This window comes from Rickettsiales endosymbiont of Stachyamoeba lipophora (assembly GCF_003932735.1).
Lineage (GTDB): Bacteria > Pseudomonadota > Alphaproteobacteria > Rickettsiales > 33-17 > RICK01.
In genome coordinates this window covers 482,887-500,829 of the sequence record NZ_CP033611.1, presented here as the reverse complement: position 1 = coordinate 500,829, position 17,943 = coordinate 482,887, and the positions used below count along the sequence as shown (strand labels likewise).

The 17,943-nt window shown below is 33.8% G+C and carries 13 protein-coding genes; 4 read left to right on the top strand and 9 right to left on the bottom strand.

Features of this window, described 5'->3' with window-relative positions:
• The first annotated feature begins 10 nt into the window (after nt 1-10).
• The 4 genes from EF513_RS02180 to EF513_RS02165 all read left to right on the top strand — a co-directional run bounded on the left by EF513_RS02180 (nt 11) and on the right by EF513_RS02165 (nt 6,295).
• Nucleotides 11-991 (top strand): GDP-mannose 4,6-dehydratase, encoded by a 981-nt coding sequence (locus tag EF513_RS02180; protein WP_206425208.1) that lies wholly within the window; start codon nt 11-13, stop codon nt 989-991.
• Nucleotides 979-2,703 carry a type I secretion system permease/ATPase gene (locus EF513_RS02175; protein ID WP_125215779.1) on the top strand — a complete coding sequence of 575 codons (1,725 nt, stop codon included), beginning with the start codon at nt 979-981 and terminating at the stop codon, nt 2,701-2,703. Before EF513_RS02180 ends, EF513_RS02175 begins: the two co-directional genes overlap by 13 nt.
• Before the next feature lie 3 nt (nt 2,704-2,706).
• A complete protein-coding gene (locus EF513_RS02170; protein WP_125215778.1) occupies nt 2,707-4,029 on the top strand; it encodes an HlyD family type I secretion periplasmic adaptor subunit in 1,323 nt (440 codons plus the stop codon).
• A 91-nt stretch (nt 4,030-4,120) separates the two neighbouring features.
• Nucleotides 4,121-6,295, top strand: coding sequence for a RelA/SpoT family protein (locus tag EF513_RS02165; RefSeq protein ID WP_125215777.1), 2,175 nt, complete (start codon nt 4,121-4,123; stop codon nt 6,293-6,295).
• 524 nt (nt 6,296-6,819) lie between these two features.
• Here EF513_RS02165 and EF513_RS02160 read toward each other — a convergent pair.
• The 9 genes from EF513_RS02160 to EF513_RS02120 all read right to left on the bottom strand — a co-directional run bounded on the left by EF513_RS02160 (nt 6,820) and on the right by EF513_RS02120 (nt 17,911).
• On the bottom strand, nt 6,820-7,479 hold the full coding sequence (locus tag EF513_RS02160; RefSeq protein ID WP_125215776.1) for an epoxyqueuosine reductase QueH: 660 nt from the start codon (nt 7,477-7,479) through the stop codon (nt 6,820-6,822).
• 47 nt (nt 7,480-7,526) lie between these two features.
• Nucleotides 7,527-8,780, bottom strand: coding sequence for an MFS transporter (locus EF513_RS02155; protein WP_125215775.1), 1,254 nt, complete (start codon nt 8,778-8,780; stop codon nt 7,527-7,529).
• Nucleotides 8,781-8,917: 137 nt separating this feature from the next.
• Complete coding sequence (locus tag EF513_RS02150) at nt 8,918-10,498, bottom strand: hypothetical protein (RefSeq protein WP_125215774.1); 1,581 nt, start codon at nt 10,496-10,498, stop codon at nt 8,918-8,920.
• A complete protein-coding gene (priA, locus tag EF513_RS02145) occupies nt 10,498-12,441 on the bottom strand; it encodes a replication restart helicase PriA (protein WP_125215773.1) in 1,944 nt (647 codons plus the stop codon). The genes EF513_RS02150 and priA overlap by 1 nt, the downstream gene beginning before the upstream one ends.
• On the bottom strand, nt 12,431-13,090 hold the full coding sequence (locus EF513_RS02140) for an HAD family hydrolase (protein WP_125215772.1): 660 nt from the start codon (nt 13,088-13,090) through the stop codon (nt 12,431-12,433). The genes priA and EF513_RS02140 overlap by 11 nt, the downstream gene beginning before the upstream one ends.
• Nucleotides 13,083-14,084: a beta-N-acetylhexosaminidase gene (gene nagZ / locus EF513_RS02135; RefSeq protein WP_125215771.1), complete on the bottom strand. Its 1,002-nt coding sequence runs from the start codon at nt 14,082-14,084 to the stop codon at nt 13,083-13,085. Before nagZ ends, EF513_RS02140 begins: the two co-directional genes overlap by 8 nt.
• Before the next feature lie 4 nt (nt 14,085-14,088).
• The gene (locus EF513_RS02130) at nt 14,089-15,003 is read right to left on the bottom strand and encodes an SPOR domain-containing protein (protein WP_125215770.1); all 915 of its coding nucleotides are present in this window, start codon (nt 15,001-15,003) and stop codon (nt 14,089-14,091) included.
• Nucleotides 14,973-16,718, bottom strand: coding sequence for an arginine--tRNA ligase (argS, locus tag EF513_RS02125; protein ID WP_125215769.1), 1,746 nt, complete (start codon nt 16,716-16,718; stop codon nt 14,973-14,975). The genes EF513_RS02130 and argS overlap by 31 nt, the downstream gene beginning before the upstream one ends.
• Nucleotides 16,715-17,911, bottom strand: coding sequence for a deoxyguanosinetriphosphate triphosphohydrolase (locus tag EF513_RS02120; protein ID WP_125215768.1), 1,197 nt, complete (start codon nt 17,909-17,911; stop codon nt 16,715-16,717). The genes argS and EF513_RS02120 overlap by 4 nt, the downstream gene beginning before the upstream one ends.
• Nucleotides 17,912-17,943 lie beyond the last annotated feature (32 nt).

The following is a 17,943-nucleotide window of genomic DNA, read 5'->3' as shown; positions in this document are numbered from 1 at the left end:
AAAAATTTTAATGTATTTGGTTACTGGTTGTGCAGGTTTTATTGGTTTTCACTTGGTCGAAACTCTTCTTGCAAATAATCAATCAGTTATAGGAATTGATTATATTTCTGAGCAGTTGCCGTATTCTCTTAAACAAGCACGATTAAATAGATTGCTAACGCATCCTAAATTTGTTTTTTACAAAGTGGATTTGTGTAACAAGAAGCAGCTTTATGAGATTTTAGATAACTATAAAATTGAATATATCATTCACTTGGCTGCCCAAACAGGGGTTAGGTATTCTGCTATTAACCCTAGTATATATATAAAATGTAATATCGATGCGCATTTAATAATGCTTGAATACGCTTGCAAAATTAAAGGCACACTTAAACATTTTATTTATGCGAGTTCTAGCTCGGTATATGGTAATAATTATAAAATTCCTTTTCAAGAGAAAGATATAACCATGGAGCCTACTTCAGTATATGCTGCAACAAAGCTGGCAGGGGAGCATTTATCTTATTCATTCTCATCAATGTATAACTTACCTATTACCGGACTAAGATTTTTCACAGTTTATGGGGAGTGGGGAAGGCCAGATATGGCATTTTTTAGTTTCACCGATAAAATTTATAACGGTAGGCCTATAGAAGTATTTGGCAATGGAAGCCAAAAAAGAGATTTCACTTACATTCAAGATGTAATCTATGCTATAATACAAGTAATTAATTTGACACCTAGTGAGCAAGTGAGGTATCAATTATTAAATATTGGTAATAATTACCCTGTCTCTGTTAACTATTTAGTTGAATTGATTGAACAAAATTTAAAGACAAAAGCTATTATAGAATATCAGACGCAAGCATTAGGCGATGTAAATATCACGTGCGCTGATATAACTAAGGCAAAAGCTTTAATTGGATATGCTCCTAAAACTTCAATTGAAGAAGGAATGCAAAAGTTTATAGATTGGTACTTAAATTATAAATTAGAAAGATGTTTAGCATAATTTTTAACAAAATCAAATCTAATAAGAATCCTGATAACTTACTAGATAATCTAGTGCGTAAGCTGAAGGTTTCTTTTGTTTATTGTGTACTGTATGGATTTGTTTACAATTTGTTGATGCTCGCCATGTCTATTTATTCGTTGCAAGTGTTAGATAGAGTAATTTCAAGTGGTAGTACTGATACCTTATTAATGCTTACTCTAGTAGTGGTAGGCAGTATTATGCTGATGGTGATGATCAACTTTGCCAGAAGCTTAATTATGCAGGGCATGGCTTCGTGGCTTGATGAACAGCTAAATAAGCAAATATTTACAAGATCAGTATATTTAACGGTAAATAATAAAAGCAATCTTCCCTCCCAGCTGTTTAGGGAGTTGGAAAATGTTAAAAGCTTTATTACTGGTTTAAGTTTGCCTAATTTAATTGATGCTCCTTGGGCGATTATTTTTATAGTAATTCTCTTTGTTATTCATCCTATAAATGGTTGGCTTGCAGTTTTGGGCGCGGGCATATTAATCGGGCTGGCTATTTACTCTGAACGTTCTACTAAAAAATATTTTGAGCAAGCTAACGAAAGATTTATTAAAAACATGCAGCAAATGGATATTGTGGCCCGAAATTCTGAAGTGGTGGTAGCCATGGGTATGATGGAAGATTTGTATAATTTTTGGCATAAAGGCAACCATAAAGGCAATGAACTGAAAAGCTATGCACAACATAAATCTCAATATTTTAGCAATATTACCAAATTTATGCGCTTTATTATTCAAATCTCTGTTACCGGTGTTGGTGGGTTGCTTGTAGTAAAAGGTGAGTTGACTAGTGGTGGTATGATAGCAAGTTCAATTTTGGTGGGTAGAGCTCTTGCTCCTTTTGAATCTATTGTGGCTTCATGGAATAATGTAATAATCTCCAGAAAAGCTTATCAAAAGCTACAAAATTTTGTGGAATTTAATCCATATTCATCATTAAAAACTAAATTTCCTGAACCTAAGGGTAAAATAGAAGTTAATAACCTTTTTTATGTTCATCCTAATACTACTAGGCAAGTGCTTAAAAATATTAATTTTACTGTAAACCCAGGTGAAGTGGTAGGAATTATTGGTGATAGTGCCGCAGGTAAATCTACTTTAGCACGAATTTTAGTAGGAGTATGGAAGGCGGCTCATGGAGAAATAAACATTGATGGCATTGATTTGCATAAATGGCAACATGCAGATAGTGGTTATGGGCTAGGAGCTTATATTGGGTATCTTCCTCAAGATATTGAGTTGTTTAATGGTACTATTAAAGAAAATATTGCTCGTATGAGTAAAAAGATTGATGACGAATTGGTAATTAAAGCAGCACAAATAGCAGAAGTGCACGATATGATTATCAAATTACCGGATGGCTATGATACCATAATTGGGATAGAGGGAACGTCTTTATCTGGTGGGCAAAAGCAACGTGTGGCATTAGCACGCGCATTTTATGGCACCCCTAAATTAATTGTATTAGATGAACCTAATGCCAATTTAGATAAATCTGGCGAAGAAGCTTTATTTAGAGCTATCTCTAAAATCAAAGAAGAAAAAATAACTACTATGATTATTTCACATAGGCCCTCAATTTTAGATGTGGTTGATAAAATTATGATAGTGAGAGACGGCCAAATATTAGCTTTTGATGAACGAAATAAAATTATTAAACAATTATCACAACAGAGTTAGTTAATGGCGTTAATACAGGAAGAAGATCCCCAAGTTAAAAGACTAAAGCAAAAAATTCAACCTGGTGTAAGATTTGGTAGTACATTGCTTTGGTGTTTTGTATTATTTTACTTAGTTTGGGGTGGTTTTGCACCTATTGATAGCGCAGTAATAGCACATGGTACTATAGTTCCTAGTGAGAATCGCCAATTGGTACAGCACTTGCACGGTGGAACAATAAGTAAAATTTTGGTTCATGAAGGTGATATAGTAGAAAAAGGGCAGGTGTTATATGAGTTATCTAAAACACAGGCTAAAGCTAAATTACAGATGGTGTATAATCAATATATAGGCAAAAAAATTACGGAAGAGCGTATTATAGCCGAGAGAGAGGAAAAAACCGACTTTGCTATTCCTCAAGAATTGTTAAATTCTGCTAATGATGAAGAAATACAGCGTATTTACCAAGCAGAAAAAAAATTGTTTGATTTTAATCTCCAAACATTCAAGGGACAATTAGACTTACTTGATAAACAAATTTCTTTAGCTCATGAGCATATTGAAGGTTTGTTATCCCAATCAAAGGCCTCTAAAGAACAACTAAAGTTAGTTAAAGAAGAGTTGGTTAGTGTGAAAGAACTTTTTGCTAAAAAGCTAGTACAAAAACCTAGATTGCTTGCATTGATGAAGAATGAGGCTGAGCTTAATGGAAGAATTGCGGAAATTGAAGCGAATATCAATAAAGCTAAAGAATCAATTAATGAGACAAAACTAAAAATAGAACAGCTTAGTCATAACCGTAAGCGTGAATTGTCAACGGAATTAAAAGAAACTCAAAATCATATTGCTTCCTTAAAAGAAGAGCTGGATGCAGCTCAAGATATTGAGACTAGAACAAAAATTATAGCACCCGTAACTGGAATCGTAACCAATGCCAAATTTCATACTATTGATGGAGTAGTACCATCTGGAGCAACTCTTGCTGAAATAGTGCCCACTGATAATGAACTTATTGTAGAAGCGCGCTTAAACCCACAAGATATAGATGTGGTAGCAGTAGGGCAGCCTGCCAAGATAATGGTAACCGCTTTTAAAGCAAGATTTACACCTAGAATAAGTGGCAAGGTGGTATATGTATCGGCAGATAAGCAAATGGATGAACGTACAGGACAAGGATATTACCTTGTTAGAGCTATAATTGATTATAACGAAGTAAAAAAGATAGGTAAAACTATTCTTCCTGGCATGATGGCTGAAGTATTTATAGTAACTGGTGAGCATACATTTTTAGAATACTTTTTAAGCCCTATTACTAATTCGTTAAGACATGCTTTTCGAGAAAAATAACTTAAAAAAATAAATAGCCTTAAAAATATTTAAAGTTTATAATTTTAGTAATAAAAATTTTTTAATTACAATCAAGGCGCTGTAAAATTTTATGATTAGTGAACAGCATTTAAACGAAATTGATCGGCTGGTAAATGAAGTTAAACTAACTGTTAAAGATATTAAAGAAGATGAATTAAGAAAAGCCTGTGAGTTTACTATTATTCATCACGGAGTCCAACTTAGAGATTCAGGTGAACCTTATTATTCTCATCCTTTTGCGGTTGCAAAAATTATTGCCGAAATGCGACTTGATCATGCTTCAGTTTTAACTGCTCTTTTGCATGATACTATCGAAGATACCCAAGTAACTTTAGAAAGTTTAAAAAGAGAATTTGGTGATAATATTGCCAAGCTGGTAGATGGTGTAACCAAGTTAACTAAAATTGAATATCAATCAGAAAATGTTAGACAAGCAGAGAATCTAAGAAAGTTACTAGTTGCTATGTCAGAAGACATAAGAGTGCTCTTAGTAAAACTTGCGGATAGAGTGCACAACATGCGTACTCTACATCATATAAAATCACTTGAAAAAAGAAAGCGGATTGCTAAAGAAACTTTAGAAATATTTGCGCCACTTGCAGAAAGGATAGGGGCACATAAAGTTAAGACTGAGTTGCAAGATATAGCATTTACTGAGTTGCATCCCGATGTAAGAGAATCAATAATGGGTAGGCTTAGTTTTCTAAAAGAAAATGATAGACCTTTATCTGAGAAAATTGTTCAAGAATTACAAGAATTAACTAAAAAAAATCATATTAAGGCGGAGATAGCGGGAAGAGAAAAAACACCTTGTTCTATTTGGCTTAAAATGCAAAAGAAAAATGTTAATTTTGAGCAATTATCAGACATTATGGCTTTTAGAATAATTGTTGAAGATATTGCTGCTTGCTATCAGGCATTAGGTATTATCCATGCTTGTTACCAAATGATTCCTGGAGAATTTAAAGATTATATTAGCACGCCGAAAGAAAATGGCTATCGATCTATTCATACCATCGTTATTGGTCCTACTATGCATAAGATTGAGATTCAAATAAGAAGTAAAGAAATGCATGAGATAGCAGAGTTAGGAGTGGCAGCGCATTGGCTTTATAAACAGGAAGGACATACTCTTAAAACTGAAGGAAAGCAATTTAGATGGATAAGAGAATTGCTGAACATACTTCAAAATTCTACTGAATCGGATGAAGTATTAGAATCTACTAAAATGCAGATGTATTATGATCAGGTTTTTTGCTTTACTCCTATGGGCCAGCTTATTGCATTGCCTAAAGGTTCGTGCACTATTGATTTTGCCTATGCGGTTCATTCAAATATAGGTAACAGCTGTGCGGGTGCTAAAATTAATGGTAAAATAGCGCCACTTTCAACTATTTTAAATAATGGTGATCAAGTAGAAATTATTGCTAATAAAAATCATCTCCCATCTCCTTCTTGGGAGAAATTTGTGGTTACTGCGAAAGCTAGATCTGAAATTAGGAGATTTGTTAAAAACAAGCAAAGAGATGAATATTTGAGCTTAGGGAGAGCCATTGCGTCTAAGGTATTAAAAATTGATAATAACCAATTAACTCATAAAAACTTAGCTTCCGCTTTAGAAGTATTTAAACGAAAAACTGTAGAAGATTTGTTTATTGGGGTAGGCGAAGGGAGCATTACTAAAAAAGAACTGATTAAAGCAATTGCTCCACATACCAGTACTCTTAAAAAAGTTAAAGAAAAGCTATCTTTTTGGAAGAACCTCAAACGATCAGCTAAAACACAATTAGATAACAATATAGTTATTAGAGGCTTAATTCCTGGTATGGCATTACATTATGCAGGTTGCTGTCATCCCATTCCAGGAGATAAAATTGTAGGTATTGTGAATACAGGAAAAGGAGTGACCCTACATGTAGTAGATTGCGAAATGCTAGAAAGCTATGCACATACTCCGGAAAGATGGCTTGATGTTTCATGGGAAAAAGAAGCAGGCCTTAATGAAGGATATGTGGCAAGAGTAAAAGCAATATTACTTAATGAACCGGGAGCATTGGCAATACTTACCAATACAATTGCTAAAGATATGGCAAATATTACTAATTTAAGAATTACCAATCGTTCAACAGATTTTTTTGAATTAATGTTAGACTTATCGGTTAAAGGTACCACGCATCTTAATAATATTATTACCTCTCTGAGGGCTAAGCATGTTATACATTCAATAGAAAGAATGAAAAGCTAGAGGCTTAAAAATCTAGATTGTGCGTATCTATTTCAGCTAAATAATGACAGAGGTAAACGCCAAAAAGGTAGCAAAGAAAGAAGCCTTGATCTACCCTTAAAAAAATTTGGTTAAAGAGCTTGATTGTAGTGAAAAAGTACTCAACAAGATAGCGTTCTTTGAAATATGGTCGATTGTAAGGTCGAAAGATTTTACTGTTTTATTTGGGTGAACCGAGATAAGTTGTTGCAATCCAATCAATTTGCTCAATCAAAGCATTATGATTATAAGCTTGATTGGCAGTAACATAATAAGCTAATAACTAATTAAAATTGGCTTATGGTTAATTATTGATAGCCAATATATTTACTCATGGCATATACTTTATGATAGCTTACTTTTGTTATTATCAAGGTTATCGGCAGTCTTAATCGTATGATCTTTAAGAGTGAGTAATATACTTGATCAACAAGGCTTACAAAGCATCATTCTTAAAAGAATTCCTTAATATCATGAACAAAAAGGCGCAAAATATATGGGGAGTATTAATCTTCGTAAAATTCTTGTCCGATTTGAATTTCTTCTCTATCATTTTTTTTGCGCCAGTCATTGGTATCTCGTAAAGAATAAATACATCCACAATATTCTTGTTTATAAAAACTTTCTCTTTTTGCTATTTGATACATACGTTCACTGCCGCCATTTTTGCGCCAATTGTAAGTCCAGTAGGTTATTTCAGGATAATGGGAAGCGGCTCTAACCCCACAATCATTAATCTGTTCCATGTTTTTCCATCTGGAAAGACCTAAGCTGCTAGTAATAACTTTAAATCCATGTTCATGGGCATAAAGAGCAGTTCTCTCAAAGCGCATATCAAAGCACATGGTGCATCTTATGCCGCGTTCAGGCTCGAATTCCATACCTTTAGCGCGTGAAAACCAATTTTGTACATCATAATCTGCATCTATAAATTCAATTCCCATTTTTTCGGCAAAGCGTATATTCTCGTTTTTACGAATTTCATATTCTTTTTTAGGATGAATATTGGGATTATAAAAAAAGATAGAGAATTGTATACCAGACTCTACCATTGCTTCCATCAGCTCTCCTGAGCATGGGGCGCAACAGCTATGAAGTAAAACTTTATTGGTGTCCTCTGGGGCTTCTAATTTTACTCGGTCTTGAGATGATGTATTGTTCTTCATACTAATATCAATTTAAATTTTAAATCGATATTAGTTTTTTTCATAAATTATGCAAGAGCTAGCTTACTACGTTCACTCATTTGCCCAATCCACGCAAACGAAATCATAGCAAAGAAAATTATATAAAAAGCAATAGCGTAATTATTACCGGTATGATTGATTAAAAAGGTTGCAACCATTGGTGCCGTACCGCCAAATCCTGCTGCTGAAATATTATAGGATAAAGCTACTCCTGAATATCTTACGCTGGTTGGGAAAAGCTCCACTAAAATTGCAGGTACAGGAGACATATATAATGAAACCAATATTCCAAAAATTGTTTGACCAATTAAAGGTAGTAAAAAACCAGGTTGGTTAAGCATGATAAATAAAGGATAGGTAAGAAGAATAAAAAGCCCAGCCCCTAGACGAGTGATAACTTTTCTACCAAAAATATCGGAAAGATAGCCGAATACCGGAATGAAAGAAGTAGCAATAATCATGCTAATAGTATTGATTAAGCTGGCTTCAGCAGGAGATTTGCCAACAATTTTGGACATGTAAGTGTTCATGAACATCACAAAGGTAAAAAATGGGATAGTGACAGTTAGATAAACCACAATGCCTGAAAAAAGTTCATGACGATAGCCTTTGAAAAGTTCTCTGGTTGGAGTTTTAGAAATATGTCCAAGTTTTTTTGCTTGTTCATATTTAGGGCTTTCATGTAAACCTGAGCGAACATAAAGGCCTACAAGCCCAATTGCCAGACCGATTATAAAAGGTATCCGCCATCCCCAACTATATAAAGCTTCGGTAGTAAAGGTATTGTTACATATTGCAGCTGCAAGAGAGCCAAGGAGAATTCCAACATTCATACTGAACATTGCTGCACTTCCAGCAAGACCTCGTCGATTATTAGGAGCATGTTCTACTATAAAAGCAATAGAACCACTAAATTCACCGCCAAGTGATAATCCTTGTAATAATCTAATTATGATAAGACAAATAGGAGCAGCTATGCCGATTTCATGATAAGTTGGCAGTAATCCAATACACGCCGTAGGTATAGCCATAGTTAAAATTGCAGCAGCTAAAGCTGTACGCCTACCAAATTGGTCACCGATATGCCCAAAAACAACGGCACCCAGAGGGCGCATGATGAAGCCTGCGGCAAATCCACCAAAAGTCATGACTAATGAAACTAAATGATTGTCACTAGGAAAGAAAAGTTGGCTAATAATAAAGACAAAATGACCATATAATGCGAAATCATACCACTCAAGAGCATTGCCAACCATTCCTGCAGCTAGAACTTTTTTCATATGTAAAATACCATTAAAATATCCAGAGCAAGCTACCTATGAACCTGCACATTTGTTGTAAATATTCGAGTCTAAATGTGTGATTGTCAAGTGAATTATAAATTTTTGAAAAGAAATGATTATGATAATAACCTTTGTTAAATCTTTAGGATGTATAAAATTCCAATTGAAAAGATTGTTAATAATATTGTTAAATTCGAACTTGTATTGAGTCTGAAAACATTAGCTGTATTAAAGGTAAATTGAGTTTTAATTATAGATATATAGTTAAGTTGCTTAAAAAGTATTTTAAGAGGTGCTAGGTAAATAGAATCTATTTCGTAATCAAAGTTCTTCTTAAATAACGAAAAGAAATTTAATATTTTGTAAATTACAAAAGACAATAATAATAAGCTGAAATACTTAGCAAGGTAATTGAATTCAACCAAATTTAGGGCTATTTTTTTGAATGTAAATATACTTAATAACGCATTACTCAATATTACAATAGTAGTAATAAACCCTAATAATTTCAATGAAAATGGGGGAGTAAAAGTTGAGGGGTTATTATTTTTTGGTTGGTTAATGATAATGAATTTATAAAAAATACCAATAATACAAGCAAGGTTAGTAATAATTATAATCACTTTAAAATAATCAGGAGCCGATTCAAAAATTCTTTGTTTTAATAATCCATCAGCAAATATAGGTACTGAGGTATTAAGAGCGCAAGCAATAAATAGGTTTGTTTTGTAAGGTTTAAATCCACGTAAGTTTACTTGCTGTTTAAGATCAGAAAAATTATTAATATTTTGCTGATTTAATAGTCGAATATGCTCTAAAAGTAGGTATATGAAAGGCAATTTGGCTGCTATAAGAATGGTAAAAATAATTGGAGTAACCAAACTGAGACTAAAGCTGGCAATAGTAAAACCAATATCCACCAAAATAAACCCAATCGCAGTTTTGTATAAATTCTTTGAAAAAAGTAGTATTACTAACGCATAGATTAAAGTGGCAATGCCTAAAAATAGTAAAATCCCAGAAGGATTAAACTGCGTTACAATAATTAACAATAACAGCTTAGAAATAAAGAGAGGCAGTAGGGTTCTGGCATCAAAGTTGGTATAGTTATAAGAGGTTATAGTTAAGGTTATAGGTAGGATTCCTAAATGAATTAAAATACCAAATAAGGTCAGCAAATTATGATTAAAGATATGTGTATTAAATTCTATCAGCCACAAATTATCATAGCTTATACCTGTAAGAATTAAGGAGCTGGAAAAGATACAAATTGCTAAATATTTAATAAAATATTCTAAGCTATAAAGGCCTCTAGTTGTAAAGAATTGTAAACAGGTAGTGATAGTTAAAATTTCAATAGCTAATAACATTATTAGCCAGTTATTAGCATAGCATCCGAGTAAAGTGCCAAGCAATAGTAAATGCCTAAAAATTAGCTGAAATTTGTTCAGAGAATAAAAATTAAAAATAGTTGAAAGAGCTAAGATCAGAATGCAGCTTTTAATAATAAACAGGTGAGAAGTAAATAAATACAAATTAATAAAGCTAGCATCAAAATTGCTAGGCTTACTTAACTCGGGTGCTAAAAAATTTATTAGTAAAGCAATTAAAAATGTAATTTTGCTGGCTTTGCTATTAAAGGCGGTAATAATAAGGCTTAAAATTACCGGTAGAATAAGAGTATTTAAAATATTATTGCTTAATAAAATAGGCATTATACAAAACTATATGGGTCAATATCAACTTTAAGTCTAATATTTGCAGGTTTAGTTAGATTTTGCAACCAGGCTTTAAGATAGTTTTGAATATTAGTTTTAACAGAAGCTTGAACTAGAAATCTTATTCTAAATCTGTTTTTAATTTTATATAATATTGCAGGAGCAGGGCCAAATACTGTGATATCTTTAACATAAGGCGCTTTGTTGCTCATTTCTTGAGCAAATTTTTTTAAAGCTTCCTCATTTAAACTTGAGATGACAATAGCGGCCATCCTAGCAAAAGGTGGCATTGAATTAGTATGACGTGAGTTAATTTCGCTCTCAATAAACTTATCGGATTGATTAGTAAGAATTGCTTGAATTACCGAATTAGTAATGTTGTAAGTCTGGATCAGAGCTTTGCCAGGTAAATGGCGCCCAGCTCGGCCAAGTACTTGGTTAATAATTTGGAATGTCCGTTCGCTAGCTCTTAGGTCTCCGCCTACCCCTAAATCGGCATCTATTACGCCTACTAAAGTTAGCTTAGGAAAATCTAGGCCTTTACCAATCATTTGGGTGCCAATGATAATATCATACTCATTATTCATGATAGCATGAAATAATTGTTCAACTTGCTTAGGCGTAGTTACGCTGTCAGTGTTAATATTACAGATATTGGCTTCGGGAAATTTTTGCTTTACCTCTTGCTCAATTCTTTCTACTCCAGGACCGCATGCTACTAAGCTATTCTGGTCGCCACAATTTTGACAATTATTAATAAGAGCTTTATTGAAACCGCAGTGATGGCACACTAACTTATTAAGCTTATGATGGGTAACTAGCCAACTGGTACAGTCTGGGCAGGCCACTCTAAATCCACAAGAATTGCAAATTAATAAAGGAGCATATCCTCTGCGATTAAGAAATAGGAGTGTTTGATTTTTTTGATTATAATTTTCTCTAATGGCCTGGGCGAGGATGGAGCTGATAAACTCACCTGACTTTAATTTGTTTTTAGTTAAATCAATAGCTGATATTTCAGTTGGTGATTGGGTACCAAAATTAGCAGTGATTTTATGATATAAATATTTGCCGGAGTTGCTATTAACAATAGACTCAATGGAAGGGGTTGCTGAGCCTAACACAACTTTGATTTGTTCAATATGTCCTCGCAAAACTGCCATATTTCTACCATGGTAACAAACAATATCATCTTGCTTATATGATTGGTCATGTTCTTCATCAACAATAATCAACCCTAAATTTTTAAAAGGTAAAAATAAGCTGCTTCTTGCTCCTATAATAACTTTAGTTTTACCACTGATAATTTGGCTTAAAGCTATTTGCTTTTGCTTAGGAGTCATGCTTGAATGCCAGGTGGTAGGATAAGTTCCAAAACGCTCTGCAAATCTTTTGACGATCTGAGTAGTTAAGGCTATTTCCGGCATTAGCAGTAAAACTTGTTGATGTTGTTTTAAATGATAGTTAATAAGCCAAAAATATACTTCAGTTTTACCTGCTCCGGTAACGCCATGTAGTAAATGTGCTGAATGCTTGGAATTAATAATAGCTTCATATACTTGTTGCTGTTCATAACGTAGTGGTGGTAGGTTTGGATTATATTCAACTATAGGTAGTTCATTACATAGGTTAATAGCTTTGTTGTTAATCTGCCCTATTGCCATTCTATAAGCTTCCCCGATTGGCGCTAGATTGTAATTACTTACTTGGTCTAGAAACTTTATAAGAGTCGGGCTTAGTAATAATCCTAACTTTTGAATTACAGGTTTAAGCTTGCTAGCTGGAAGGTTAGATTGGCCATTGTGTTTTACTACGCCAATAACTTCATTGCCTTTGAAGTTAACTTGAACTAAATCCCCTAATTGTAGAGCAAAATCATTCTCTAGATAATCAAAACCATGGTCAAAATTAAGTGGTAAAATAATTTCTTTAGTAAGCACTATCAATCAATTTAATTAATTCTTGATGAGATTTGATACTAGCTTGAGGATTAAAAGGTGCCAGCACGCTTGGATCATTAATAACACCGTAATATATTGGAGTTAAGTTAGCGCGATGGGCGCATTCCATATCTACAATAGTATCTCCAATAAACCATACATGTTCCCCGGCAGTAATATCGCTCAGTTCTAATGCTTTATATACTGGATGAGGATAGGGTTTATCAAATTCAGCATCCATTGAACCGATAATGTTATGGAAATATTGATTTAAGTTTAATGCTGCGACTTCTTTGCGTAAAATAGGACCATTTTTATTACTGACTACAGCTAATAAAATGTTTTTGTTTTTAGCAAATTCTAGCATTTCGCGAGCATGCGCAAATAATTGGTATAAATTTTTTGAATGTTCTAAATAGCTTTGATAATAAATTTCTCGAGCCTTTATTACATTTTCTCCAAATAATTTAGGGAAGGCATCTCTCATTGAGAGGGCCACTCTTTCTTTAGTTTCTTCTAATGACCATTCCGGAAGATTAAAAGTATTAAAAGTATTATTAAGCGCTTGATGAATAATAATCCAGGTATCTGCTAGAGTATTATCCCAGTCAAAAATGATAGCGTGAGGTTTCGTAAGCTTATTATGCATAATGAATTTCTGATAAAAATGGTTCAATTATTTTTGTATATTGATTTAAAGCTGTTTGATAATCAAGATTATTATCTGCTTCTACGGTTAGAGCCTGGCTAATTTGTGATTCAAGCTCAATTGCTGCTTCATCAATCTGCTTCATTTCCTCTAAGTTGCCACTACAATGCAGTACTATATCTACTCCTGCATCAATCACTTGTTTTGTAATGGTCTTAAAATCGCCTTGCAAAGCCTTCATGCCAATATCATCGCTAACAATTATTCCATTGAAAAGATTGTTTTTAATATATTCAATTGATTGTTTAGAAGTGGTAGCAGGATGCTCCGGATCTAAAGCATCATAAATAATGTGAGCAGTCATAGCAAAATTTGCTTTCAGTTCTTTAAAAACTTTGAAATCAGTTGCTTCAAGTTCAGCTATGCTTGCGGTTACTCTGGGTAATTCAAGATGACTATCTACTGTAGCGCGTCCATGACCAGGGAGATGTTTAATACAAGCCATAACTCCAGCTTTAATTAAGCCATCATGAGCTGCTTGTGCGAGTTTTGTAGCTTGCTCAACTGCATTACCAAAACTTCTATCCCCTATAACTTGATGGGTATAATCATAATAAAGGTCGGCAACAGGAGCAAAACAGCCGTTAATTAAAAAGGTTTTTAATTCTAGCCCGATTAGATAATGATTAAGAAAAGAGGCATTGATGGCTGCTATAGAATCTTTTGCATAAAGATCAGCAAAAAATTTAGCTGCAGGTAATTTTCTAAACATAGGGGCCTTAAGTCTTGCAACCCTACCACCTTCTTGATCAATAAATATGTTAATATCACGGCTTAAAGTATCTTTAAGTTCGGTAATTAATTGTTGAACTTGCTCTTTGCTTTCAATATTTCTAGTAAAAAGAATAATACCAAAAGGATCAGCTTTTTTAATGAATTCTGCTTCTTCATGAAGTAACTGTGTGCTGGCAAGTCCGTAAATTACATTTTTCATTTTGTTACCTTTTAGCGGTTATACATGGTTGGTTGAGCTTTATTAATTTACTACATAGCAAGCGAGCATCAGTTGAAGAGCTTATAGGTCCTGCTTGCAAGCGATAGAAAAGACCTTTGGTAGGAATTTCTTTGGTTACTATATAGTGATCCATGTTACCTAAAATAGATTTGTATTTGTTGCTAATGTTCAACCATGTTTTTTCAGCATCTTCTTTGGTTTTTAATGAGGCAATTTGAATATAGTAGCCTTTAGGTTGTTTGTTAGCATTGGCAATCCTATCTTTAATTTCTTTGCGTTTAGCTGTGGCGGTTTTGATATCAACTGGTTGCTCAACGATCCGAAGTTTTGCTTCTTTTTTCTTAGGTTTATTTTCGATTTGTGAATAAATATCAATGGTTTCACTTTTAAGAGGTTCTTTAGCTGCTATTTGCTCTGCATGAAAGTCATCGCTATTGGCTTGAGATTCGGTTTCTATCTCAAGCTTTATTGGTTCTTCAAATGTTGCTCTTTTATGTTCAATAGGTTCTTCTGTCGAGGGTGAAATTTTTTCTATTTTTGGTAAATTTTCGCTAGTATTGGTTAAATTGTCATATACTGACTTATCCATATCGTTAATAACCATCCCTCCTGGATCATCAGGTAAGGTTTTGGTGGCCTTGTTCTCGTACTTTATAATATTAAGTTCTTCAGCTGAATTGATGCTAGAATTAATTTTATAACCATACCACCCTAATACTGCAAAGCCGGTTAAAGCAAAAATTACTAATAAGAGAGTAGTAAGATTTTTATATCCGGAAGATTTTTCTACAAAATAATCTTCATCAAAGTCTTCGGAACCTTGATTGATTTTAGGTTCTTTTCTATTCTCCATACTCATATAATTTGCTACATTTCTTCCATAGGTTGGACGTTGCATAATAACATAGAAGAAGCAAGAATATTTGCAATGGCTTCAGTAAAGAAGAGTCTGCTTTGTGTTAGTTGGGGATTGTTTTTTACAATAAATCTCATTGTAGGATCTTCACGTCCCATATTCCATAAAGCATGAAATTGTGAAGCAAGTTCTTGAGCATAAAATATTATTCGATGCGGTTCATGATGAATGGCTGCACTTTCTACAATTTTAGGCCATGAAGCCATGAGTTTGATTAAATTTATTTCATGTGGCAGGCTTAAAAGTGATAAATCAATCTTTCCATCTTCAAATTCTTCAAAAAGATCAGGATGCTCAAGTTTAACCATTCTGCCCACTGACCTAATTCTTGCGTAAGCATATTGAATATAAAAGACTGGATTGTCTTTGGATTGTTCTTTAACGGTTGCTACATCAAAATTAAGAGATATATCATTTTTACGAGTAAGCATCATAAGACGTATTACATCTTTACCCACCATATTATAGATATCTTCTACAGTCACATAGTTACCGGCTCGCTTGGACATCTTTAATTCTTGACCATTTTGTAAAAAATTGACCAATTGACAAATCTTTACCTCACACTCAATTTTACCATCACTTAAGGCCTGAACAATACTTTTTAAGCGCTTAACATATCCTGCATGATCGGCTCCTAAAACATAAAGAAACTTATCAAAACCTCGCTTTATTTTGTGCAAGGCGTATCCTATATCACCTGCGAAATAAGTGTAAGTGCCATCAGGTTTAATTACCACGCGATCTTGATCATCACCAAATTGTGTTGATTTAAATATAATTTGCTCTTGCTCTTCCCAGTCTTCAACTTCATGACCTTTTGGTTTTTCTAAGGTGCCTTGATAAATAAGGCCTTTGTGTTTAAGAAGTTCAATTCCTTCTTCGATAAGCCCTTCTTCTCGTACCTCGTTTAATTCAGAAATAAATTCATCATGATAAATACCCAAATTGGCAAGGTCATGCTTAATCAAATCCATCATTTGATTTGTTACTAAAGGTCGTATGATCTTAATAGCCTCTTCTTTATCTAGGGTGCTAAGTTTATCATCAAATTCTTGGGCTAAATTGTTACCAGTTTGGATTAAATAATCTCCGGGATAAAGGCCACTCGGTATGTTGATCTGTTGCCCTAATGCTTCAAGATAACGTAAATAGGCGGATTCTGCTAACACATCAATTTGTTTGCCTGCATCGTTGATGTAATATTCCTTAGTGACATCATATCCTGCTTTTTTTAGTACTAAGGATAACGAATCTCCATAGGCTGCGCATCTTGCATGGCCTATATGCATAGGCCCTGTCGGATTGACAGAAACATATTCTAAATTGATACTTAACCCTTCGCCAATGGTGCAATCTCCATAATAGGTGCCTCGCTCGTTAATGGCAGCTAGTATTTCATACCATAAAGATGCTTTCAGGAAAAAATTAATGAAACCTGGTCCGGCAATCTCGGCTTTTTCAATAAAATCCAGCTTCTCTAATTCAGTTATAAATGCTTCAGCGAGTGCTCGTGGTGACATTTTGGCAGATTTTGCATAAACAATAGCCACGTTCGTTGAAATATCCCCTTGAAGTTTTTCTTTAGGAGTTTCAATGCTAAAGTGGGTGCTTGAATCAAAAGTCAGCTTTTGTTCTGCTTGTAGCAAAATCTTTATTTTTTCAATTTCGATTTTAAGTATATTGTAAATATTCATAGGGATAGTAATTTATCATTTGGGTTGAAAATTGAATTATATTCTTTAATAGCAAAATTATCAGTCATTCCAGCAATAAAGTCTGCTACTATTTCTGCTCTTTTGTTTAAGTCTTCAATATGGCCTCTTGGTCCCCACTCATTTGGCATGCATTCAGGGCAATTCATAAAATATTCAAACAGTTCTTTGACAATCATCTTAGATTTGCTCGACATTCTGTTTACTCTAAAATGCCTGTACACAGTGTTCATTAAAAAGGTCTTAATAGATTTAATCAGCTGCTCAGCTTCTTGAGAAAACTGTGCGGTCATGGTTGCTGCTTTTCTTACATCTATAGGGGAAGAGAATTGGTTTTTGATTGCGAAGCCGTAAGTATTTTGTATTAAATCATATACTAGCTTTTTCAGTAATTCGCGTGTTAAGATTGTCAGCATCATTTCTTCAGCTAAAGCGGGATATTTATGGTTAATATTGTTATAAATTTCTTGTAAGGCTGGAATAAATTCACAAATTTGCTCAGTGGTGAATAGCTTGGCTTTAATACCGTCTTCAATATCATGACAGCAATAAGCTATATCATCTGCAAGTGATGCTATTTGCGCCTCAAGTGCAGGAAACTCATCTAAATTTAAACAATATTTTTTATCATATTCTAAAATATATTCCGGAACTTTTTTATCCTTATTTGCAAGCTTTCCGATTAACGGGCCATTATGTTTTGCAATGCCTTCTAAGGTTTCCCAACTTAAGTTTAATCCTTCAAAATCAGGATATTTTTTTTCTAATTTGGTTAAAATTTTGATTGTCTGAGCATTGTGATCAAATCCGCCATAATTTGTCATAACTAAATTTAACGCATCTTCCCCAGAATGTCCAAAAGGAGGATGTCCTAAATCATGCGCTAATGCAATAGCTTCTGCTAAATCAATATCTAAACCTAAGGCGTTACAAATTGAGCGAGCAATTTGAGAAACTTCAATAGAGTGGGTAAGCCTGGTGCGATAAAAATCACCTTCATTGCTTACAAAAACTTGAGTTTTATGTTTTAGCCGTCTAAAAGATGCAGTGTGGATGATTCTATCCCGGTCACGCTGAAAAGAAGTGCGGAAATCTTCACTGGGCGCGCTATCAAATAATCTTCCCTGTGAATTATTATAATTTGTTTTTAAATGGCTTAATTTATAATCTGGCATTTCAACACTTTAATGATTGATTGTTGCTTATT